Source organism: Mucilaginibacter sp. P4_G9 (assembly GCF_056400985.1).
Genome location: NZ_JBFUKF010000057.1, coordinates 1 through 20,334 on the forward strand (window position 1 = coordinate 1; position 20,334 = coordinate 20,334).

A 20,334-nucleotide genomic window follows, 5' to 3' on the forward strand; every position below is an offset into this window, starting at 1 on the left:
TACCATGGCCAAAGCCACCAAATCGCCATTTTGGGAGGCCATTGCAAACCAGTTTACACACCCCGACTGGAATGGTTTTCACCTGTACGACCTTATCTTCCCGCTATTCCTGTTCATGGCGGGTGTATCTACACCGTTTTCGGTTGGCCGGGAATTAGAGAAAGGCAAGAGCAAAAAACAGTTGGTTGTTAGGGATATAAAAAGACCCACTAATTAAAATATTTTTTTTAGCTGCCTTACTTTTTAAATTAAATGAATATGAGTTAAGGATGTGAGATGAAATTTCCGGGTCTCAAATCTATTCTCGTACCTTCGCGGTTTGTAATCGCACTGAATGTTAGAGATCTTATATCGCGACGAATATCTTATAGCGATCAATAAACCACATGGTTTGCTGGTGCATCGTTCTTCTATTGCTGCAGATGCATCGGAGTTTGCCCTGCAGATGCTGCGCGACCAGGTTGGCCGGAAAGTTAACCCGGTGCATCGTATTGACAGGAAGACAGGAGGTATATTACTTTTCGCACTGGATAAACAGGTAGAAATTGCCATGCAACAACAATTTATGGAAAACCAGGTGCATAAAAAATACCTGGCCATAGTGCGTGGTCATACCGCCGATACAGAGGATATTGATTATCCTCTGCGGAAGGAAAACGGCGCACTTCAGGATGCGTTTACAACCTATACTACCCTTAAACGGGCCGAACTGGATATTCCCTTTGGCGCTCATCCAACAGCCCGGTATTCGTTGGTTGAGGCAGTACCCGCTACAGGGCGAATGCACCAGTTGCGCAAACATTTTAGCCATATTTTCCATCCCATCATTGGCGATCGTACCCATGGCTGTAATAAGCAGAACAAATTTTTTAAAGATACCTGGGATATGACCACCATGCTGCTGCATGCTTCGTACCTAAGCTTTAATCACCCCATAACCGGCGAGCGTATTACAATAGAGGCGGATTTACAGCCCGAGTTTAAAAGAGTTATGCAGCTAATGAAATGGTAGCTTCATTATTGAAGCTATAATGAAACAAAACCCGCCTATATTTGTAAGTTAACCAAATACTTTAAACATGATAAAGCCGGCGAATTATAATCTCTATACAAATAATGGAGATCGCCTGATCATTATAAAACCAGTAACTCAAATTATGCCGGGGGGTGACATATATTCTACCGGGGTATTTGGCTTGAGCGAAGGCAGCATTGATTTGGGCGACATCGTTTTTGACGATAAAATGAACGAATGGGAATACAGCGGCATGGGTGACCTAACCCACAAGCAAGCCGAAGAAATTGCAAGGTTTATTAAAAATTACCACGAGCCCGATCCTGAAGACAGGATGATGGATGAGGGTAGGATTGTGTGATTTAAAAAGTGATAAAATCCGGGGACTTAAAAAGGGGAAATGACAAACCGGTGAAAGACTTACGAAGTAATTAAAACTTCGTAAGTCTGGAATTCTACAACTTATCATAGGTAGGCACGAAGCAACGACGATTGAAAGATAATCTTCACTACTATATTTACCTTATCTTTGCGCCTACAATGATAAAGCAAGCGCTCGAAAACCTCAAAATTAACGCTCTGAACGAAATGCAGCAGGCTGCCATTAGTGCAGCAAAAAAAAGCGATGTGATACTGCTGTCGCCAACCGGTTCGGGTAAAACACTTGGGTTTTTATTGCCATTGCTGAGTTTATTAGATCCCAATATACCAACTGTTCAGGCCCTTATTATGGTGCCGTCGCGCGAGTTGGCCTTGCAGATAGAACAGGTTTTCAGAACCATTGGCAGCGGTTTTAAGGTGAATTGCTGTTATGGCGGTCACCCTGTAAAAATTGAACGGAATAATTTATCGCAGCCGCCTGCTTTGTTAATTGGTACTCCGGGGCGTATTGCCCATCACCTGCGCCGCCATAGTTTTAGTACGGATACTATCCACACCCTGATATTGGATGAGTTTGATAAAGCTTTGGAGTTTGGTTTCCAGGAGGATATGGCTTTCATTATTAAGCAAATGCCCAATATCAAAAAGCGGATGCTAACATCGGCCACCAAAATGCAGGAGATCCCTGAATTTACGGGCATGGTAAGGCCTCTTGAACTGGATTACCTCACTAATGCCGCTAATACCCCCGATATTAAACAAAAAGCTGTTATAGCCGAAGCCGCCGATAAACTGGATGCACTGTTTGCCCTGATCTGCAAAATAGGCGATAAAGCAACCCTTGTTTTCTGTAACCACCGCGAAGCGGTAGAACGCATCAGCGATCTTTTATATGACAGGGGATTACCGCATGATATTTTCCATGGCGGTATGGAGCAGGATGACAGGGAGCGCGCCTTACTCAAATTCAGGAATGGCAGTCACCGTTTACTCATCACTACCGACCTGGCATCCCGCGGGCTGGATATACCCGAGATTGAGCACGTGGTACATTACCAGTTACCGCATAACGAGGAAGCTTACCTGCATCGTAACGGCCGTACCGCCCGCATGCATGCCAAAGGAACATCGTACCTGATACTGGCGCCAGATGAAAAGCCATCTTATTTAAAACAGATGCCCGAGGTAGAAGAACTGCCCGAAGATCCGATAGTGCCGAAGCCTTCGCCATGGGCTACATTGTATATTGCTGCCGGTAAAAAGGATAAGGTAAATAAGATTGATATTGTAGGCCTGCTGCTTAAAAAGGGCGGCCTGGATAAGGAGGACGTTGGCTTGATTGAGGTGCTTGATTATACATCTTACGCCGCTGTAAAACGCAACCGTATTGAGAAGGCCGTACAGCAGATAAAGGGCGAAAAGATCAAGAACAAAAAAGTTAAAATAGATATTTCCATATAATTAAATACCAATAGCATGAGCAATAATGATATCATGAAAAAGCTGAGGGTAGCTATGAAGTTTACCGATGATGATATTATAAAAGTATTGGAGCTGGCCAACTTCCGCATCACCAAAACCGAACTGGGCGCTATTTTTCGCAATGATGATCACCCCAACTTTAAGCCCTGCGGCGACCAGATTCTGCGCAATTTTTTGAACGGCCTCATCATCTACAAACGTGGTCCGATGCCCGATAAAAGGGTTCCTAAGACTGACGTGAAGTAAAAGTAAAGGTCTTAAGTCATGCCGGGCATCTCAACTGACAAGCGGGCTATATGCATGGTGTTCACCTCACATGTGGGATGAAACAAGTTCAGCATGACCGCCTAACTAAATTACAATGCACATCAATATTTTTGGAGCTTCTGGCTCGGGTGTAACTACGTTAGGCGTGGCTTTAGCCGAAAAGCTTAATTACCAATATTTTGATGGCGACCAATATTTCTGGATGCCGTCACATACTCCTTTTACCATCAGGCGTTCTCCCGAAGAACGAAATGCACTGATAAACCACGATACATCACAATATAAAAATTGGGTATTAGGTGGTTCGGTAGTCAACTGGAACAATAACTGGAATTTCGACCTGTCGGTATTTTTATACCTGCCAAATGAAGTAAGGATAAACAGGCTGAAAAAACGGGAATATGAAAGGTACGGCGATATCATCTATACTGATAAAGAGCGCAATAAGCAATACAATGAGTTTATTGAATGGGCATCGGGCTATGATGAAAATTTAAACAGCGGCCGTACCCTACAGGTTCATCAAAACTGGATGCAAAGCCTTCATAAACCGTTACTGGTTATTGATGGAGATACTTCGGTTAAGGAAAGGTTGCAGGCTTTGTTGTTAAAGATTGATGAGTTGAGCGGGAAGATATAGCCCCAATGGCTGATGGCTCTGCAGCAGCCCGCGGTAGGTAACAAAAAAGGGCGATAAGTTTCAAAACCTATCGCCCTTTTTAATATCGTCAAATTTTAACAGCTTACCTCAAATCCACCACCTCAACGCCGGGGTGAGCTTTGGCATCCCATGCAAACATGCTATCGGCAATGGGGGCATTAGGTGTAAAGTTTTTTACAACGTAGTTGTATTTATTGCCGTTCTTGTCGAACAAAAGGGCGCTATAGATCTGTTTTTTGGCTTTATCAATCAAGAGGCGAACCTTAAATATGGCCTGCTTTTCATTTTCGGGCGTAAGATCAATAACCTGGTAAGCTTTGCCGGCAATTTTTTGTTCGCCGGTGTACAGGTATTTGTAGCCGCGCTCATAAATAGTAAAAATTTGCGATGGGTTACTAAGGCCTTCGCCGCCCTTGGCTGCATCGCTCACCTGTACCTCCTTATCTTTTTTCAGATAGGTCCACTGGCTTTTTCCATCGCTGATGATCTCTTTATCCACATCTTTTGCCGCTGCTGAACTATAAAGGGTAACCTTGTATTTGCCTGCTTTGGCTTTTGAAACCAGTGTACCGGTTTGGGTTTCTTTAACACCGGCCTGCTGGTTATCAAGCGTAAGTGAAAAATCGGTTTTAATCACATCATACGATTTATATTTCTGGCTCACCTGGGCTAAAATAGCCTTGGCTTGTGTATCTTTTTGGGCAAATGCGGCAGTATAGGAACTTAAAGCTATAAGGGTATATAAAATTGTTTTTTTCATGAGTTATTTATCTTCAGTAACTATTAATGCTAATAGTTACCGTTTTAGAGCATATAAATTGTAATTGGTTTAATCACGTGGTTTTTGAAGCGTTTCCAGGTACCTTTCCAGGCTGTATTCATCAGGATATAAAACATCGCGGGCCTTACTGCCTTCAAATGCGCCAACAATACCCGCGGCTTCCAGCTGATCAATAATGCGGCCGGCACGGTTATAGCCCAACTTCATTTTACGCTGAATTAACGATGTTGAACCCTGTTGGTGCAATACTATTAAACGGGCTGCTTCCTCAAACATCGGGTCGCGGTCATCCGGGTCATATTCTTTGGCACTGCTTGCTTCGCCTTCACCAACGTATTCAGGCAGCAGCAGGGCTGTAGGATAGCCGCGTTGCTCGCCGATGAAGTTTGATATCGCTTCAACCTCCGGCGTATCCACAAAGGCGCATTGCAGGCGGATAAGATCGCTGCCGGTAGAGAACAACATGTCCCCGCGGCCTATAAGCTGATCGGCGCCGCCGGCATCTAAAATGGTGCGCGAATCTATCTTTGATAATACTCTGAATGCTAATCGTGACGGGAAGTTGGCCTTAATGGTACCCGTAATGATATTTACCGATGGCCTTTGTGTTGCAATCACCAGGTGAATCCCCACCGCGCGGGCCAGCTGGGCAATACGTGCTATGGGCACCTCAACCTCTTTGCCGGCAGTCATCATTAAATCGGCAAACTCATCAATCACCAATACAATAAACGGCAGGTAGCGATGTTTTTCGGGGTCGCTTATTTTACGGTTAACATACTTGGCATTGTATTCTTTAAGGTTACGCACCTGTGCATCCTTCAACAGGTCGTACCGCTGATCCATCTCGATACACAGCGAGTTAAGCGTGTTTACAACCTTTTTGGTATCTGTTATGATAGCATCGGCTTCATCGGGCAATTTGGCCAAAAAGTGCCGTTCTATCTTGCGGAAAAGCGTAAGCTCCACCTTTTTAGGATCTACCAATACAAATTTAAGTTCGGAAGGATGCTTTTTAAACAGCAGCGAAACCAATATGGYATTAATACCAACCGATTTACCCTGGCCGGTAGCACCCGCAACCAAAAGGTGGGGCATTTTAGCCAGGTCGGCAATAAATACCTCGTTGGATATGGTTTTGCCCAAAGCGATGGGCAGGTCCATGGTGGTGTTCTGGAATTTTTCTGTGGATAGGATGGAGCGCATCGAAACCATTTCGGGGTTTTGATTTGGTACCTCGATACCTATGGTACCCTTACCCGGCATAGGCGCAATGATACGGATACCTAAAGCGGCCAGGCTCAGCGCGATATCATCTTCCAGGTTCTTGATCTTGGAGATGCGCACACCTGGTGCAGGGATAATTTCATATAGCGTAACCGTTGGCCCAATGGTGGCCTTTATCTTATCTATCTCGATGTTATAATGGTTCAGTGTTTCAACAATCTTGTTCTTGTTGGCTTCCAGTTCTTCGGCGTTTACCGAGATCTTGTTTGATCCGTGGTTCTCCAACAAGTCGAGATGTGGAAATTTATAAGATGCGAGGTCGAGCCTATGATCATAAATCCCAAATTGGTTTACCAGCTCCTGTGCTTTAACATCATCGGCCTTTTCAACGTTTAGTTCGGGCAGCGGACGGTTTACATCAATAGTGAGTGGAATTTCTGTTTCTTCTTCCGGTTCGGCGCGTGCGGTGTTGGTGGGCATTAAAACAACAGGCTCATGATATACCTGGGTTTGTGTTAATGGCGGTTGATTTACAGGTTCGGGCTTTATAGTGTTTACCTGGGTAGCTAAAGTATCATTTACCCGGTTACCGCGTGGCCATTCAACGGGTAGGGAGATTTCTTCGTCAGCCAGGTCAACAGGCTCTGGAACTATTTCGTCTATCTCCATTGCATTAACCTTTTCCTTTTTGGCGGGTAGTTTAAAATCGATATTATAGGCAATCACCAATACGGCAAGCGCCAAAAATACAAGTAAACCAGCTGTACCTGCCGGACCGATCTGCGCATCGAGCAAACGGTTGCTCCAGTAACCAAAGCCCCCTTCCAAAAAATGTGGGTAATCAATAATAAAGGCATGAAAATAGCCTATCGCTGTAGATATAAATACAATTCCGAAAATGGAGTAGGCCAGCGTTTTGGCTAATGAAAACAGCCTTACTTTAAACAGCAGGCGGTATCCTAATACAAAAAATATAAAAATAAAGATGAATGATGCCACTCCAAACCACTCATAAATAAACTGGTTGCTTAACAGCGCGCCAAATTTACCAAGCCAGTTTTGTGCAACCTGCGGGGAGCCGGCATCGGCTATTTCCTGTACGGTTTTGCCCGTGGCCAGGTTATGCCAGCCACCATTGGTTGTTGAAATATAACTCTGGTCTTCCTGCCAGGTAAACAGGTAGGAAGTGAAGGCGATAAGGAAGTAAACAGATAGCAAAAGCGAAAACAATCCCGCAATTTTCACTGTACGCCCATTCTCCATATCAAAGCGGGGCATTTTAGGGAGTCCCCTTTTTGATACCCGTTCCTTTTCGGCCTTGCCATTGGTTTGGCGGGGCTGATTATCGTCCTTAAAACTATTTGATTTAAACTGATTTCCTTTTACCGGCATCCTGATTGTAACATCCTTTAACTGCAAACTTACATAAAATTTCACCTATGTAAACTTTACAAAAACAACATAAAAATTTTACCTACCCTCACCACTCATCAAAAAAGCTGCAAACTGTTGAAATATAAAGTTAGCAGATTATGCAAATAGTTAGGCGTATTTTTATTTTTTTAGTATAATTGAATAACAGGGTACGCTCAAGCGATGAATTTTTTTGCGAGCCCCTTATTTAACTGAAAATAATGAGTATAGAAAACCTGGAGGAATATATTAACGCTGCCAATTTGCAGCAGTTAGATGCCCTGCTTACACAAAACCCCAAGCTGGCAACAACCCTTACCAGTCACCAGGTTTCGCCGCTTATGCTGTCATGCTATTACAAAAAGCCCGACGTTACCGAACTGCTGCTGAAGTACGTTGGCGAGATTAACCTTTTTGAGGCAGCTGCTGCCGGTAAGCTTGATGCAGTAGCTAACCTTGTTTACGCCAGCCCCAACTCGCTTAATGATTATGCTCCTGATGGCTTTACAGCCCTGGGCCTGGCCTGTTATTTTGGACACTATGATGTTGCCCGTTACCTGGTGTTAAAGGGTGCAGATGTAAACCTGCCATCAAACAACGGATTTCATGTTTACCCACTACATTCGGCATGTGCCGGCAATTATACCCGCACTGCTGCTATGCTTATTGAGAACGGATCGTTTATCAACATAAAACAACAAGCAGGTGCAACCCCGCTGCATGCTGCCGCGCAAAACGGAAATTTAGAATTGCTGATACTGTTATTAGAAAACGGCGCCGAAATTAACACCCGCATGGAAGGCGGCAAGCTCCCCGCCGATTTGGCAAGGGAGAAAGGTTTTGATGAGATCGCGGCGATTTTGGAGTAGAGAGTAGAATTTACGTCAACGCCGTTTCTCCGTCCTGTTTCGCTCCAACCTTCTGTTTATCCAGTTCTTCAAAATACTTCTTCTTCACTACGGTGGTCATTTTATGATCGCCGGTGTGGCTCCAGCCGGGAGGCATTATAATGTAGAGGAACTTGTTTTTTAAGCCTGGCGCTTTGTATACATCTTTGGCTAAAAATACGATCTCGCCAAAGTATGCGTCCAGGAAACTGTTTTTAATCAGCGGGCGACTGATACCATACTCAATAGGAATTTCTGTGTCTTCATTTTGATAAGTGCCAAATACTTTATCCCAGATGGGCAGCAGGTTACAGAAATTGGTATCCATATATTTTACATTACGGGCATGGTGTACCCGGTGATGCGATGGCGTAAGCACAATATTGTTTAAAAAGCCTAATCTGCCATCCTTAATTACGTTTTCGCCAATGTGGATAAAGGTTCCCCAAAATCCATCAATAAACATGATAACAAACAGCATGGTTGGGTTAACCCCTAATAAAATACAAACCGTTGTGCGGATAAAATCGGCATAAGGAGCTTCTAAAAAGAAATGCGCGTTGCTGATGGCCAGGTTCATGCTTTCGGGCGCGTGGTGGGTTGAGTGCAGGCACCAGAACAGCCTTACTTTGTGACCAAAATAATGGTAAATAAAATGGCCAAACTCCCAAACTATATAGCCATAAATAAACCAGTACCAGGTAAATGTGGTTTTAAAAATGGCGTGGTTTTCAAACAGTTTTATACATATTAAAACCATGCCTATAGATATATACCGCCCGATAACAGAATTTAACACAAATGAAAAAAACGGTAATTTATAATGAATAACCTTAAAACGTTTATAAAAAGCAGCACGGATAATTTCGAGCAGTAACAGGAAAGGCATAATAGGGAATAACATGGCCTGGAAACCTTCATAAGTAAACAGCTTGCTATAATCGCCCGATTTAATAATGTTCATCAGGCTGCCCCAGCTGCCCCAGCCAAAGAAATCTTTAAAAAAATCAAGTATGGTATTCAAAAAATCCATTGCACAAAAAATTATAATTGGTATGTGTTAATAACGTATAATGTTTTAATGTATGTACATTATTGAAATGCTAAAATTAGAAAATTATGATTAATAAACAATAGGTTGATAAAAGTTGCGCATGTAACAATGTTACCGACTTTGAGATCCCCTGAGCTTCAGTATATAAAAGCTTCCTGGTGTTTTATATGCACTTCAAAATTCGTGTTTATCATTGGGGAATTGCTTAACGACGTCGAAAAAATCCTTGATATATTGATATGGAATTGAGATATCCGGTCTCAAATAATTAAAACCAATCTCCCTCTCAATCCTTTTATTAACATATTAGTAAAACAAAATTATGAACGCTTATCAACAAAAATGGCTGGATGTATTGCGCAACGCCAATTTAAAGCGGTGGCAAATTGACGCACTGGGTGAAGATATTTTTATTGAAATGCCTCATGTAACCGATTTGAAACTGATTCGTGACAATTTGCCCGAAACCCTGGCTTTAATGTCGTTGGATATTGATGTGCCAAAGGAACGGTTGAAATTTATTATACACAACGGGTATGAGCAATTTGATTACCTGCTAAATCCCGGGGAGACTGACCCTAATAAAGCTTAGGATTAAATTTTAGCCTTGGTAGATACGATAACTACCGATAAGCCCATCAGGGCTATCAGCACAAATGATGCTCTTAAGGTGGCAATACCTGCTATAAAACCAATAACCGGTGGACCAATTAAAAAGCCCAGGAAACCAATGGTTGAAACGGCTGCCAACGCTACACCCGGCAGCATGGTTTTTGATTTGCCCGCTGCGCTGTAAACCATAGGCACCACCGATGATACACCCGCACCTACCAGCAGGAAACCTGCTATGGCCGTGTACACGTATGGAAAAATTACGGCTATTATTAAACCTGTAGCGGTTAATGAACCACTTATCTGCAGGGTACGTTTTAAACCAAACCTGTGCGCAAACCAATCGGCAATAAAACGGCCGCTTGCCATAGTTGCCATAAATGCTGTAAAACCGATACCAACCAGGGCTGATGGGGCAAGCACTACTTTTTTGAAGTAGATAACGCTCCAGTCAAACATGGCTCCCTCGCAGATCATCGAACAAAAGGCGATAATACCCAATTTTATCAGCGATTTATCGGGCATCACAAATGCTGGTCCGGCGCTTGCTACCTTATCATCCTTTAAATAACGGGCGGCAATGCCTACACCTGCTGCAATCACAATCAGCATCAGTAAAAAATGATATACAGGGGCAATGTTATTGGCTATCATAAAGGTACCAATGCCTGCACCTGTAAACCCAGCCAAACTCCACAAACCGTGAAATGATGCCAGTATGGGGCGTTTATAAAGTTCTTCGGCAGCTACGGCCTGGGTATTAACGGCTATGTTAACCGCGTTACTGCTAAAGCCGAAACAAACCAGGCAAATGATAAGCTGAAAGGTATTTTGTGCCAAACCTAAAGTTACCAACGCCGTTGCATATACCAGCAATGCGCCAATAAGTAGCCTGCGGCTGCCGATTTTAGTGATGATCCATCCCGAAAATGGGAGGGAGCACATTAAACCAACTGGTAATGAAAACAGTACGGCACCCAAAGCGGCATCAGAGAGGCCCATACTTTGCTGTACTGTAGCAATGCGCGATGCCCAGCTTGAAAAGCTTAAACCGGCCATAAAAAACATAGCCCCCACAGCTATGCGGAGAGTTCTTTTGGTATTTAAAACCGGGACGGAAAGCGTATCTATCATCAATGTTGTTATTATACTAAGTGTAAAAAGTACACTTAGTTGTTCTAATGCAAATATAGTGCTTTAATTGATACGTTTTATAAGCTAAATCGTTTTTTACTTTGGGATGGATTTTGAAATAAATTTAGTAATGTATTGTAGATCAATAACATTAATTGCAATCTCCATCTGGTGAACATGACTCGCCTTCAATAACGGTTAAAGCGGGTTTGCTGTTTTCCTGCTGCCATTCGGCAAATGATTTCTCTATCGTTTCCTGGAAAACAGGTACAGCCTGCGCGCCAGATACCCCATATTTGTTATTCATTACAAAAAACGGAACACCTCTTATGCCTAATTGTTGCGCTTCGGCAATGTCATGTTTTACCTCATCAGCGTAGGCCTCACTTTCAAGCACTTGTTTTACTTCTTCAGCATCAAGGCCAATATTGGTTCCCAGTTGTATAAGGGTAGCATTATCATCCATATTTAAGCCGTCGGTAAAGTATGCTTTAAATAAAGCTTCTTCGGCTTTATCACCCAGGTTGTATTTTTTGGCAAGGTGAGTAAAACGGTGGGCCTTAAAACTGTTGGCAACAATAGCCTTGTCAAAATCATAGGTAAGACCAACCTGGGCAGCCATTTGGGTAACATGGTTGTTCATTTGTTGAGCGTATTCCAGCGTCCAGCCTTTGGCATCGGCCAGGTATTGACTAATGTTGATCTCGGGGTCGGTTTTCATATCCGGGTTAAGCTGAAAGCTTTTCCATTCAATTTCAACCTGGTCTTTATGATCAAATTGCTCCAAAGCCTCTTCAAACCTGCGCTTGCCTATGTAACAAAAGGGGCACATCACATCACTCCATATTTCTACTTTCATTATTTCTGTTTTATAGATTTTCAAATTTAGTATAAGCAATATTTATCCCCGTAAGGGTAAAGTAAAATTAATCCTGGCAGGAGGGTTGAAAGTTAAGAAGAGGGGATAAAATTAATCTCACGCCAGGACGGCAAAAAAAACATGCAGATTACTTTGCATATCCGCGTCTTTGCGTGAAAATTTTCTGAGTGACTAAGCATTTTTAATTATCAATAAACATTTGGATAAATTGTTGTAAAACAATTGCTTTGTAAGCCTCAAACGCAATTTCTTTATTATGCAAAAAAAATACCTCTTAATGTTACTGGCCTTTATTTGTTTCCATAGTAAATCCGTCGCGCAGCAAAAAATCAAAGCCGTAGAAGCTGATAATAATTTATTCAGCGCCGGTTTTGCTTCCGGGTTTATAGGTGGCTTGTACGATAACTGGTATACATATAAAGAACTGGAAAAGCACGGCGATTTCGGTCTTGGCGCTCCCGGTCACCTGGATGGCGAACTACTGATGCTTAACGGCAAGATTTACCAAACCCGGTCAACCGGAAAAACCACGCTGGTTTCCGATACTGGCAAATTACCTTATGCCATAGTGTGTTTTTTTAAGGCGAAGACAATTTACAAATACGCAGGAGCTTTAAACAAAACATCGCTTTATAGTTACCTGGATAGTTTGCTTACCAACCAGAACGGCATTTATGCTATACACATCAGCGGCAAATTTAAGTCGGTAAAAACCAGGGCTTTCCCACCGGTTGAAAAACCTTATCTGCCGCTTGCAGCCATGCTGAACAGGCAGCATTTTTTTGAACATAGCGAGGTACGGGGCGACCTGGTTGGCTTTCGCATTCCGGCTTTTATGGAGGGCGCACACATCAGCGGCTACCATTTTCATTTTTTATCGATGGATAAAACTGCCGGCGGCCACCTCATCGATCTGAATACGGAGGATATTACCATTGAGGTAGATACCCTCACCAGCTACACCATGGATTTGCCGCAAACCCCAGAATTTGACAACTTCGACTTTAAAAAGGACCGGAAAGAAGAGATAAAAAGTGTTGAAAACGGAAAAAAGCAGTAGTTTTTTTATAACTATACTTGTGTCCCTGAATTATATCTATTCCTGATAATGAAAAAAAATATTTTCCTGTTTGCCTTATTTACTGTTGCCGCGACTTTTAGCCAGGGAAAGACCAAAGTAGCTCTGGCTGTAGATGCTAACGTGCAGCATAAAGCGGCTTATAATACAAAGGACTTTAGATCTTTTGGTGGCTTAAAGTGGAAATTTGCTACAAAAGGTAAAATATTTTCATCTCCGGTTATAGCCAATGGTATTGCCTATGTAGGTAGCGAAGACCATAATTTGTACGCTGTTGATGTAAAATCAGGAAATGAGCTTTGGGAATTTACTACCGGAGGTGCGGTAAGTTCATCAGCTGCAATTAATGGCGATAAGCTGTGCTTTGGTAGTTTTGATGGCTATTATTATACCTTAAATGCTAAAACCGGCAAACTTATCTGGAAGTTTAAAACCGGTGGGGAAAAGAAGGTTGGTGCAAAAGGGTTATGGACCATGAAACCGGTGAATGAGTATATGGATGATCAGTATGATTTCTTTCTGTCTTCGCCAATATTTAACGGTGTAAAAAATAATCTTACTGTATATTTTGGCAGCAGCGATGGTAAGCTTTATGCTTTGGATGGCAATACGGGGAAGTTGAAATGGGCTTATCAAACAAAAGGGATTATTCATACCAGTCCGTGTTTATACAAGGGCAAAGTTTACTTTGGCAGTTGGGATACCTACCTATACGCATTGGACGCCGCAAACGGTAAACTTGCCTGGAAGTTTAAAACAGCCGATCAGCCGGTTTACCACTTGCTGGAGGGAATCCAGGCCTCGCCAATCTGCAGTAATGGTTTTGTTTATTTTGGGTGCCGTGATAGCTATTTTTATGCCCTTAATGCCAACACCGGCAAGCTGAGCTGGAAATATAGTGCCAATGGCTCCTGGATACTTACTACTGCCGCTGTAAAAAATGGGAAGGTTTATTTTACCACATCAGATAGCTATATGTTTGTGGCTGTTGATGGGTTAACCGGCAAGCAGCAATTTAGCTATAAAGCCAATGGCTATTTATATTCCTCTCCGGCATTATGGGCAAATACGGCGTTCTTTGGTGATTTTACCGGAAAGCTTTTTGCCGTAAATATTAAAACAGGCAAGCTATGTGGAGAGTTTAAAACTACAGGCCGCGATGCCAATGCCGCGAAAATATTGAAGCAGGATACGCTTAGTTTTGAATACGCGGCAAACGGGGGCGATAACTCGCTGTACAAAACATCGGTTGATGTAATGGATAAATTATATACGCTTGGCCCAATAGTTTCATCGCCGGTTATTCTTAATAGTGTAATTTATTTTGGCAGTGCCGATGGCTGMCTCTATGCTTTAAACTTAAAATAAATAAAGGGGAAGACCTGTTTTTAAAAATAATTATGCCCGAAGTTGTTGTTTAATTAAATTTTTAGATAAATTAGGGTCGATTATAAACCAGTTATCAATCTTTTGGGCGGTTGCAAAACCGAAGAGTACAAATTTAAGGGTTATCTTGTTCGCCAACCGGGCGGACATGTTGACTTTGAAGTATATTGATTAAATGAAGAAATATATACACAGGCCGGGAATATTTTGGATAGGAATAATTTTACTGATAGTACCGGGCCTGGTGCATGCTTACCTGTTGATGCCTTTTCCGGGCAGCCAGGATCTGAATGCCATTACAGCATGCTATTACCTTGAAAAAATTGTAAATCCACTGCGCTTCATCGGAGCTATTTTCATTGTATGGTACCTGTTTAAATTTTATTCAAAAAATACCCAAAGAGGCAAACTTGTTAAGGCCCTTGTACTGGTGCTTTGTTTAGGTAGTTTTTATATTACCGACTATATGTACAAGGCCGAAACCATGTTTAAGGAAACACAGGTAGCCAAATTTGCCAACGGGTTAACCAACAAGGTGCCGCTTAACTACCTGGTAGTAGGCGTAGTGAAAAATGGCGTTGCTAAGGCCTACCCGGTTATATATTTAGGCTATCATCATAAAGTGCAGGATAATGTTGGGCCCGAACCTGTTTTGGTGACCTACTGTACCATGTGCCGCACGGGTAGGGTTTACAGCCCGGTAATAAACGGCAAAAGGCAAAACTTCAGGCTGGTAGGAGCAAGGCATTATAACGCCATTATTGAGGACGAAAGCACCAAAACCTGGTGGTACCAGGCAACCGGGAACGCGGCTGTTGGTAAACTTAAAGGACAGCACCTGCAGGAATTGCCCTATGAGCAGGTAACACTGGGTGCCTGGTTGCAAAAGTACCCGACATCGCTTGTTATGCAGCCTGATAAATTATATGCCCCGGATTATGCCGACCTTAAAAATTACGACCGTTTACAGTATGTTGATAAGGACAGCACCTTAAAAAACAAAGATTCGCTGATCAGGAAAAGCTGGGTGGTAGGGGTGATTGTTAACGGGCAGGCCAAAGCTTACGACTGGCGTCATTTATTTCATAAACGGATACTTAATGACGAGCTTAACAAAACCGCATTAGTTGTAAGCATAGAAAAAGATAGCCTGAGTTACCATGTTTGGAACGCTAATTTAAATGGTAAAACATTTCATTTTGATTTGAATAAAGACGGGCAGCTTACCGACAAAGAAACCGCATCGGTTTGGGATTGGGATGGCTTATGTACAGCTGGTGTACAAAAGGGGCAAAAATTAAGCAAAGTACAAGCCTACCAGGAATACTGGCACTCATGGAAACATTTTCACCCGGCAACGGCATTTTGGAAAGAAGGTGAGGTTAAGGAAACTATTGCGGCTATTTATTGGGCTTTCCCTTAAATAACAGCCACAATTTTACCCACGTCGCTGTCGTTCAACAATTCGCTATTATCAATATTAGGATAGTATTTGTTGAGGATCTTTTGGATTAGCATGTAGCTTTCCATGGATTGGATTGGCGGATTGGCCAGCTCATTGATGATAGAGCCGATCATTTTTAGTTTTTTAGCTTCGTATTGATTCAGCACAAAATCGGAGGTCTTTTTTTTGCGGCTTTGCGTAATCAATTCATCCAGTTTTTTAATCTCCTCGATCAGATCGATCAGCTTTAATACTTCCACTTTTTTCATCGGCCCAAAATTAAACAAATAAACGGATGTGCAGATGTGCGGATATGTAAATTTCAGGTGTGCGGGTGAAATAAAATTTGAAAATCTGAGGATTTGAAAAATGGGGAGAAAGGCAAATTGCTAATTAAAAAACTGTAACAATTCATCCCTCACTTCGTCTATAAGCAGTATGCTGCAACTTCAAAAAGGTAAATACTTCGGGGTTCAAAACAAGGCTATCCAACTGGATAACCTCGTTATTACCGATACAGAGTACACGCACGACCGGGTTGACTGGCACAGACATCAAAACCCATACTTTACCTTCCTGCTTACGGGCAACATGCTGGAGACCAATAAAAAAGAGAGTTATGAATGCAGTGCCGGCACGCTGCTGTTTCATAACTGGCAGGATGCACACTATAACATCAAACACCCGGGCTATACCCGTGGTTTTCACATCGAACTGGAAAAGGATTTTTTTAATCGGTACCATTTACCTTTAAACAAAATGGAGGGAAGCTTAAAGCTGGATAACCCGGTTTTGAAATTGCTATTCCGCAGTATGTATATGGAAACGAGGTATACAGGAGCGATAGAAATTTTGGCTATCCGGGAATCGCTTTTTAAAGTTTTTGGTTTACTCGCTGATGTAAAACAACAGGAAGCGGCGAGGCAACCTGCATGGGTAAAAAAGATCAAAGAGGCACTTAACGATGGGGACACAACCTCATTATCCTGGGATGCTTTGGCAGCCATTGCGCAGGTGCACCCCGTACACTTGTCACGCCAGTTTCCTAAATATTTCAACACAACGGTTGGCGATTACCTGAAAAAATTAAGGATAGAGCAAGCCGCCGGATTGTTGGGCAAAATCGGTATGCCCCTAACACAGATTGGTTATGAATGCGGTTTTGCCGATCAGAGTCATTTTATCCGCAGCTTTAAACAGGCTGTTGGGGTAACACCTTTGCAATATCGTAAAATAATTGCCGCACGTTAACAATGTACTATTTTGAAGGGTTTTAAGCACTTACTATTGTGCTATAAAATATATACCATGTTATTACTCCAGTATTTTAAAAACAGGTTGCCCGCAATAGTATTGATGCTGCTCATCAGCTGCAACTGTTTTGGCCAGATCGGCATGAAACCATATGAAGGGCATTGGGAAGGGTTATTAACCCAGCCCCGCAATTTCAGCATCAGTGTAGCGGTAAAAAAGCTTGGCCCCGGCAACTATATTTTACAGTTATCATCTTCCGGAAAATCGCTCCAAAGGAAATTCAAACTATCGGCCAATAATAACTTCGAGGTTAAGGTTGACAGTAACCTGGCCATTAAAGGAGCAATAACGGATAAGCAGGTGCGCCTGTTCATCCGCTCGGTGCAGTGGAGTTACCATACGGTTTTAAAAGCACAGGCACTTAATAGCTATACCGGCCAGTGGAATATTTTGTTTGTTCCCGATCTTAAACCAGAGTTTTACATCGATGTTGAAAATACCGATTCGACGAAATATGAAGCCTATATTTTCCTGGGCGATACCCGTTTTTCGGGCTTTGCCAGCGGTGGCTTAACCCTTAATGCTGATAGTGTCCGGTTCAGGGATTTCCGCACCGGTTTAAAATTTAAAGGTAAGCTGTTTAAGGATGCTATTACCTTGCAAGCCGAAATAGCCGGTTTACCTGTTACCAGCATCACCTTGCACCGGTCTGTTAAAGATTGGGATTTATCAGGCAAAGCGGCTAAACTGCCTTTTAACRGCAATGTGCCTGTTGATATGAAAGACGGCTTGCCGGTTAGCGGTTTAAAAACTGCCGGTTTTGATGAGGGCTATTTAAAACTAATGGTGGATAGCATCAACGCCAATAAGATCACCAATACGCATAGTGTGCTCATTAGCAGGAACGGAAAGCTTGTTTACGAGCAATATTTTAATGGTTTTGATAAAAGCACGGTGCATGATCTGCGGTCGGCATCAAAAAGTATTTCATCGGCTATGGTGGGGATAGCTATAGACAAAGGTTTGCTGAAAGATACTGCCCAAAAGCTGGTTCAGTTTTTACCCGTACAGTATAAACATGCAGCCGATAATGATAAACGGAAACAAGCCATCAGCATAGGTAGTTTGCTTACGATGAGTTCGGGGCTGGATGCCATTGATTTCGGGATCGACAGGAAGTCGGTGGCATCAGAAGACGAATATCAAAACTCTGCCGATTGGCTTAAAACAGTTGTTGAGGCGCCGATGATCAATTATCCGGGTACACATGCCAATTATAGTTCGGCCAATCCCTACCTGTTGGGGGTGATTATGGACACCGCGGTGAAACAACCGCTTGACCTGTTTATTGATCGTAATTTATTTGAGCCATTGGGTATAAATAACTATATCATTTTTGACGATCAGCTCAACAGACCATACTTCGGCGGCGGCATGCACCTGCGGCCCCGCGATATGTTAAAGTTTGGGTTGCTTTATGCCGATGGCGGCAAATGGAAAAACCGGCAGCTCATCAGCAAAAATTGGGTTGATGCATCCTTTAAAAAATACCTGGTGCTTGAAAATCATAACGAGAAAAATGAATACGGCTTTTTGTGGTGGCATTACCACTACCTGGCAAATGGAAAAACCATTAATTCAATAGAAGCGCGCGGTGCAGGCGGGCAATACATTTTTATAGTTCCGGAATATCAGTTGGTGGTGGTTATTACATCGGCAAATTTCAGAAATAGGAGGGTTTGGCAGCCCGAGAAGATCATGGAAAATTATATATTGAAAGCAGTGGCAGTTAAATAAGTTATTGTGTTGATAATAACTTTTTAATAATTTATTGGTAACATATTTTAGTAAAAAACATCTTATCTTAGTTATGAACAAATTTATGTTATGAAAAGAAAAATATTTACAACTGCGTTATTAATTAGCTGTTTTATGGTATGCCTTGCAGCCATTGCCGATTTAAACGGCAAATGGGCCGGGAAAGTTGAAATTGGCGGCACAGAGTACCCATTGCTTTACAATTTTAAAATTGATGGCGATAAATTAACCGGTACTGCCCTTACACCCGATGGCGATGTGCCTTTAAACAACGGTAAGATAACCGGGGCTGATTTCTCATTCAGCGTTAGCACTGGTGGAATGGATATTCCGCATACCGGTAAGTTTTATGGCGATTCAACAACTGTAGATCTGGATGTTAATGGTTCAAAGGCTCACTCGGTATTAAAAAGAGTTGAAGAGAAAAAGTAAGCTGATTATTTCTCAAGGTACTTAGTCATGCCGAATTTATTTCCCCAACAACAGTGAAACGAGTTCAGCATGACTTTTCTTTTTTACAATCTACCACCCTTCATCAAATCTTACCCAATATATATCATCCCAGCCATTTCCCGCACCGCTCAGCAAATTTTTCAATTGGGGATAAGTTTTTGTTTTTCCATTGGTTAATTCTGCATTTAACCTGCTGCTGGTGAATATTAAATATTTTTTATCCCAGGTTACAAAGGGGCAGTAATCAATGGCGGTTGAGTTAACAGGTGCGGGCAAATGTTTTACCGGCAGCCAGTTACCGGCCTTATCTTTATGGCTTATGTACAAATCGCCACGACCCAGATTGTCGGGTCGGCCATCAGAAGTAAGCAAAATAAACTGCTCATCCGGATCAATAAAGGCGTTAAACTCATCATATTTGGTATTGATATCTTCGGGCAGGCTTTCGGGTTTGGTGTAGCCATTGGCGGTTGATTTGCAAACCACAATATCTTCGCTTCCTTTGCCATAATCTGCTTCCACTGTAAAATACAGGTTATTGTTCCGGGTTATACTGGGGTAAAACTCGTTTTTGCCAGAGTTAACCGTATTACCTAAATTCCCGGGCTCGCTCCATACGCCATTGTTATTTCGCATTGCCCGCCATATGTCAAAATCTTTTTTGGTGGCGCCATCCTTCAATGGCCTGTCGGACGAGAAATAGATGGTTTGCCCATCCGGCGCAAATGCAGCCTCCAGGTCGCGGTACCGGCCCGAGAAAGAAGCTACTTCGGGTTTGCTCCATTTGCCATTTTTCTTTACCATATGAAGAATTGTACTGCTTACAAAACGAGGCTGTTGCAGCGTGTAAAAAATCTCGTCGCCCTTAGGTGAAATAGTAAAATCACGATTACTTAAACCATCGGTAAGCATGCCTTTGGCAAAAAGTCTTGGTGTATTGGTGGGTAATTGAGGATCAGGGTAGGTTTGTGCGATGGCTTTATCGCAGATAAATATCAACAAAAGTATAACTGTGAGTTTATGCATGGTGATTACAATTTACATTATTTAAAGGCAAATTTTGTAACATCAGTAAAAAATTAACATCGAAGGTTATAACTGTAATTA

Annotated in this window: 20 protein-coding genes and 1 pseudogene; 14 read left to right on the top strand and 7 right to left on the bottom strand. The window is 42.4% G+C overall.

Annotated features, from left to right (window positions below; genetic code table 11):
- The 6 genes and pseudogenes from AC1DPZ_RS07730 to AC1DPZ_RS07755 all read left to right on the top strand — a co-directional run.
- Nucleotides 1-217: pseudogene (locus AC1DPZ_RS07730) on the top strand (hypothetical protein); the annotation flags it as partial.
- A 117-nt stretch (nucleotides 218-334) separates the two neighbouring features.
- Nucleotides 335-1,012: a pseudouridine synthase gene (locus tag AC1DPZ_RS07735; RefSeq protein WP_477402398.1), complete on the top strand. Its 678-nt coding sequence runs from the start codon at nucleotides 335-337 to the stop codon at nucleotides 1,010-1,012.
- 67 nt (nucleotides 1,013-1,079) lie between these two features.
- Nucleotides 1,080-1,376, top strand: a complete 297-nt coding sequence (locus AC1DPZ_RS07740; protein WP_477402400.1) for a hypothetical protein — start codon at nucleotides 1,080-1,082, stop codon at nucleotides 1,374-1,376.
- Nucleotides 1,377-1,555: 179 nt separating this feature from the next.
- Entirely contained in the window at nucleotides 1,556-2,857 is a 1,302-nt protein-coding gene (locus AC1DPZ_RS07745; protein WP_477402402.1) for a DEAD/DEAH box helicase, read from the top strand.
- 15 nt (nucleotides 2,858-2,872) lie between these two features.
- Complete coding sequence (locus AC1DPZ_RS07750) at nucleotides 2,873-3,124, top strand: DUF1456 family protein (RefSeq protein ID WP_477402404.1); 252 nt, start codon at nucleotides 2,873-2,875, stop codon at nucleotides 3,122-3,124.
- A 115-nt stretch (nucleotides 3,125-3,239) separates the two neighbouring features.
- The gene (locus AC1DPZ_RS07755; RefSeq protein ID WP_477402406.1) at nucleotides 3,240-3,785 is read left to right on the top strand and encodes an AAA family ATPase; all 546 of its coding nucleotides are present in this window, start codon (nucleotides 3,240-3,242) and stop codon (nucleotides 3,783-3,785) included.
- Nucleotides 3,786-3,888: 103 nt separating this feature from the next.
- Here the strand turns inward: AC1DPZ_RS07755 and lolA1 are convergent, their stop codons facing one another.
- Together lolA1 and AC1DPZ_RS07765 are read right to left on the bottom strand one after the other, a co-directional pair.
- Entirely contained in the window at nucleotides 3,889-4,566 is a 678-nt protein-coding gene (lolA1, locus tag AC1DPZ_RS07760) for an outer membrane lipoprotein periplasmic chaperone LolA1 (RefSeq protein WP_477402408.1), read from the bottom strand.
- A 69-nt stretch (nucleotides 4,567-4,635) separates the two neighbouring features.
- Entirely contained in the window at nucleotides 4,636-7,206 is a 2,571-nt protein-coding gene (locus AC1DPZ_RS07765) for an FtsK/SpoIIIE family DNA translocase (RefSeq protein ID WP_477402427.1), read from the bottom strand.
- A 242-nt stretch (nucleotides 7,207-7,448) separates the two neighbouring features.
- On the opposite strand from AC1DPZ_RS07765, the gene AC1DPZ_RS07770 reads away from it, so the two are divergent.
- Nucleotides 7,449-8,096 carry an ankyrin repeat domain-containing protein gene (locus tag AC1DPZ_RS07770; protein WP_477402410.1) on the top strand — a complete coding sequence of 216 codons (648 nt, stop codon included), beginning with the start codon at nucleotides 7,449-7,451 and terminating at the stop codon, nucleotides 8,094-8,096.
- A 10-nt stretch (nucleotides 8,097-8,106) separates the two neighbouring features.
- Here the strand turns inward: AC1DPZ_RS07770 and AC1DPZ_RS07775 are convergent, their stop codons facing one another.
- Nucleotides 8,107-9,147 (bottom strand): sterol desaturase family protein, encoded by a 1,041-nt coding sequence (locus AC1DPZ_RS07775; protein ID WP_477402412.1) that lies wholly within the window; start codon nucleotides 9,145-9,147, stop codon nucleotides 8,107-8,109.
- Nucleotides 9,148-9,490: 343 nt separating this feature from the next.
- Here AC1DPZ_RS07775 and AC1DPZ_RS07780 point away from each other — a divergent pair, with 343 nt between their 5' ends.
- A complete protein-coding gene (locus AC1DPZ_RS07780) occupies nucleotides 9,491-9,760 on the top strand; it encodes a hypothetical protein (RefSeq protein ID WP_477402414.1) in 270 nt (89 codons plus the stop codon).
- A gap of 2 nt (nucleotides 9,761-9,762) precedes the next feature.
- Here the strand turns inward: AC1DPZ_RS07780 and AC1DPZ_RS07785 are convergent, their stop codons facing one another.
- Both AC1DPZ_RS07785 and AC1DPZ_RS07790 read right to left on the bottom strand, forming a co-directional pair.
- Nucleotides 9,763-10,914: an MFS transporter gene (locus tag AC1DPZ_RS07785; protein ID WP_477402416.1), complete on the bottom strand. Its 1,152-nt coding sequence runs from the start codon at nucleotides 10,912-10,914 to the stop codon at nucleotides 9,763-9,765.
- Nucleotides 10,915-11,065: 151 nt separating this feature from the next.
- Nucleotides 11,066-11,773: a DsbA family oxidoreductase gene (locus tag AC1DPZ_RS07790; RefSeq protein WP_477402418.1), complete on the bottom strand. Its 708-nt coding sequence runs from the start codon at nucleotides 11,771-11,773 to the stop codon at nucleotides 11,066-11,068.
- A 277-nt stretch (nucleotides 11,774-12,050) separates the two neighbouring features.
- Here AC1DPZ_RS07790 and budA point away from each other — a divergent pair, with 277 nt between their 5' ends.
- The 3 genes from budA to AC1DPZ_RS07805 all read left to right on the top strand — a co-directional run bounded on the left by budA (nucleotide 12,051) and on the right by AC1DPZ_RS07805 (nucleotide 15,681).
- Nucleotides 12,051-12,854, top strand: coding sequence for an acetolactate decarboxylase (gene budA, locus AC1DPZ_RS07795; protein WP_477402419.1), 804 nt, complete (start codon nucleotides 12,051-12,053; stop codon nucleotides 12,852-12,854).
- Nucleotides 12,855-12,902: 48 nt separating this feature from the next.
- Nucleotides 12,903-14,240: an outer membrane protein assembly factor BamB family protein gene (locus AC1DPZ_RS07800; RefSeq protein ID WP_477402420.1), complete on the top strand. Its 1,338-nt coding sequence runs from the start codon at nucleotides 12,903-12,905 to the stop codon at nucleotides 14,238-14,240.
- Nucleotides 14,241-14,433: 193 nt separating this feature from the next.
- The gene (locus AC1DPZ_RS07805; RefSeq protein ID WP_477402421.1) at nucleotides 14,434-15,681 is read left to right on the top strand and encodes a DUF3179 domain-containing (seleno)protein; all 1,248 of its coding nucleotides are present in this window, start codon (nucleotides 14,434-14,436) and stop codon (nucleotides 15,679-15,681) included.
- Here AC1DPZ_RS07805 and AC1DPZ_RS07810 read toward each other — a convergent pair.
- Entirely contained in the window at nucleotides 15,678-15,971 is a 294-nt protein-coding gene (locus AC1DPZ_RS07810) for a hypothetical protein (protein WP_477402422.1), read from the bottom strand. The genes AC1DPZ_RS07805 and AC1DPZ_RS07810 overlap by 4 nt on opposite strands.
- Nucleotides 15,972-16,140: 169 nt before the next feature.
- On the opposite strand from AC1DPZ_RS07810, the gene AC1DPZ_RS07815 reads away from it, so the two are divergent.
- From AC1DPZ_RS07815 to AC1DPZ_RS07825, 3 genes are all read left to right on the top strand, one after another.
- Nucleotides 16,141-16,953 (top strand): helix-turn-helix transcriptional regulator, encoded by an 813-nt coding sequence (locus AC1DPZ_RS07815; protein ID WP_477402423.1) that lies wholly within the window; start codon nucleotides 16,141-16,143, stop codon nucleotides 16,951-16,953.
- 57 nt (nucleotides 16,954-17,010) lie between these two features.
- Nucleotides 17,011-18,753: a serine hydrolase domain-containing protein gene (locus AC1DPZ_RS07820; protein ID WP_477402424.1), complete on the top strand. Its 1,743-nt coding sequence runs from the start codon at nucleotides 17,011-17,013 to the stop codon at nucleotides 18,751-18,753.
- 90 nt (nucleotides 18,754-18,843) lie between these two features.
- Nucleotides 18,844-19,206: a hypothetical protein gene (locus AC1DPZ_RS07825; protein ID WP_477402425.1), complete on the top strand. Its 363-nt coding sequence runs from the start codon at nucleotides 18,844-18,846 to the stop codon at nucleotides 19,204-19,206.
- A gap of 90 nt (nucleotides 19,207-19,296) precedes the next feature.
- Here the strand turns inward: AC1DPZ_RS07825 and AC1DPZ_RS07830 are convergent, their stop codons facing one another.
- A complete protein-coding gene (locus AC1DPZ_RS07830) occupies nucleotides 19,297-20,253 on the bottom strand; it encodes a TolB-like translocation protein (RefSeq protein ID WP_477402426.1) in 957 nt (318 codons plus the stop codon).
- Nucleotides 20,254-20,334: the final 81 nt, after the last annotated feature.

Excerpts from the sequence above, each read along its gene's own strand:
- AC1DPZ_RS07735 (WP_477402398.1), top strand. The coding sequence starts at position 335 with ATGTTAGAGATCTTATATCGCGACGAATATCTTATAGCGATCAATAAA.
- AC1DPZ_RS07740 (WP_477402400.1), top strand. The coding sequence starts at position 1,080 with ATGATAAAGCCGGCGAATTATAATCTCTATACAAATAATGGAGATCGC.
- AC1DPZ_RS07745 (WP_477402402.1), top strand. The coding sequence starts at position 1,556 with ATGATAAAGCAAGCGCTCGAAAACCTCAAAATTAACGCTCTGAACGAA.
- AC1DPZ_RS07750 (WP_477402404.1), top strand. The coding sequence starts at position 2,873 with ATGAGCAATAATGATATCATGAAAAAGCTGAGGGTAGCTATGAAGTTT.
- AC1DPZ_RS07755 (WP_477402406.1), top strand. The coding sequence starts at position 3,240 with ATGCACATCAATATTTTTGGAGCTTCTGGCTCGGGTGTAACTACGTTA.
- lolA1 (WP_477402408.1), bottom strand. The coding sequence starts at position 4,566 with ATGAAAAAAACAATTTTATATACCCTTATAGCTTTAAGTTCCTATACT.
- AC1DPZ_RS07770 (WP_477402410.1), top strand. The coding sequence starts at position 7,449 with ATGAGTATAGAAAACCTGGAGGAATATATTAACGCTGCCAATTTGCAG.
- AC1DPZ_RS07775 (WP_477402412.1), bottom strand. The coding sequence starts at position 9,147 with ATGGATTTTTTGAATACCATACTTGATTTTTTTAAAGATTTCTTTGGC.
- AC1DPZ_RS07780 (WP_477402414.1), top strand. The coding sequence starts at position 9,491 with ATGAACGCTTATCAACAAAAATGGCTGGATGTATTGCGCAACGCCAAT.
- AC1DPZ_RS07785 (WP_477402416.1), bottom strand. The coding sequence starts at position 10,914 with ATGATAGATACGCTTTCCGTCCCGGTTTTAAATACCAAAAGAACTCTC.
- AC1DPZ_RS07790 (WP_477402418.1), bottom strand. The coding sequence starts at position 11,773 with ATGAAAGTAGAAATATGGAGTGATGTGATGTGCCCCTTTTGTTACATA.
- budA (WP_477402419.1), top strand. The coding sequence starts at position 12,051 with ATGCAAAAAAAATACCTCTTAATGTTACTGGCCTTTATTTGTTTCCAT.
- AC1DPZ_RS07805 (WP_477402421.1), top strand. The coding sequence starts at position 14,434 with ATGAAGAAATATATACACAGGCCGGGAATATTTTGGATAGGAATAATT.
- AC1DPZ_RS07810 (WP_477402422.1), bottom strand. The coding sequence starts at position 15,971 with ATGAAAAAAGTGGAAGTATTAAAGCTGATCGATCTGATCGAGGAGATT.
- AC1DPZ_RS07815 (WP_477402423.1), top strand. The coding sequence starts at position 16,141 with ATGCTGCAACTTCAAAAAGGTAAATACTTCGGGGTTCAAAACAAGGCT.
- AC1DPZ_RS07825 (WP_477402425.1), top strand. The coding sequence starts at position 18,844 with ATGAAAAGAAAAATATTTACAACTGCGTTATTAATTAGCTGTTTTATG.
- AC1DPZ_RS07830 (WP_477402426.1), bottom strand. The coding sequence starts at position 20,253 with ATGCATAAACTCACAGTTATACTTTTGTTGATATTTATCTGCGATAAA.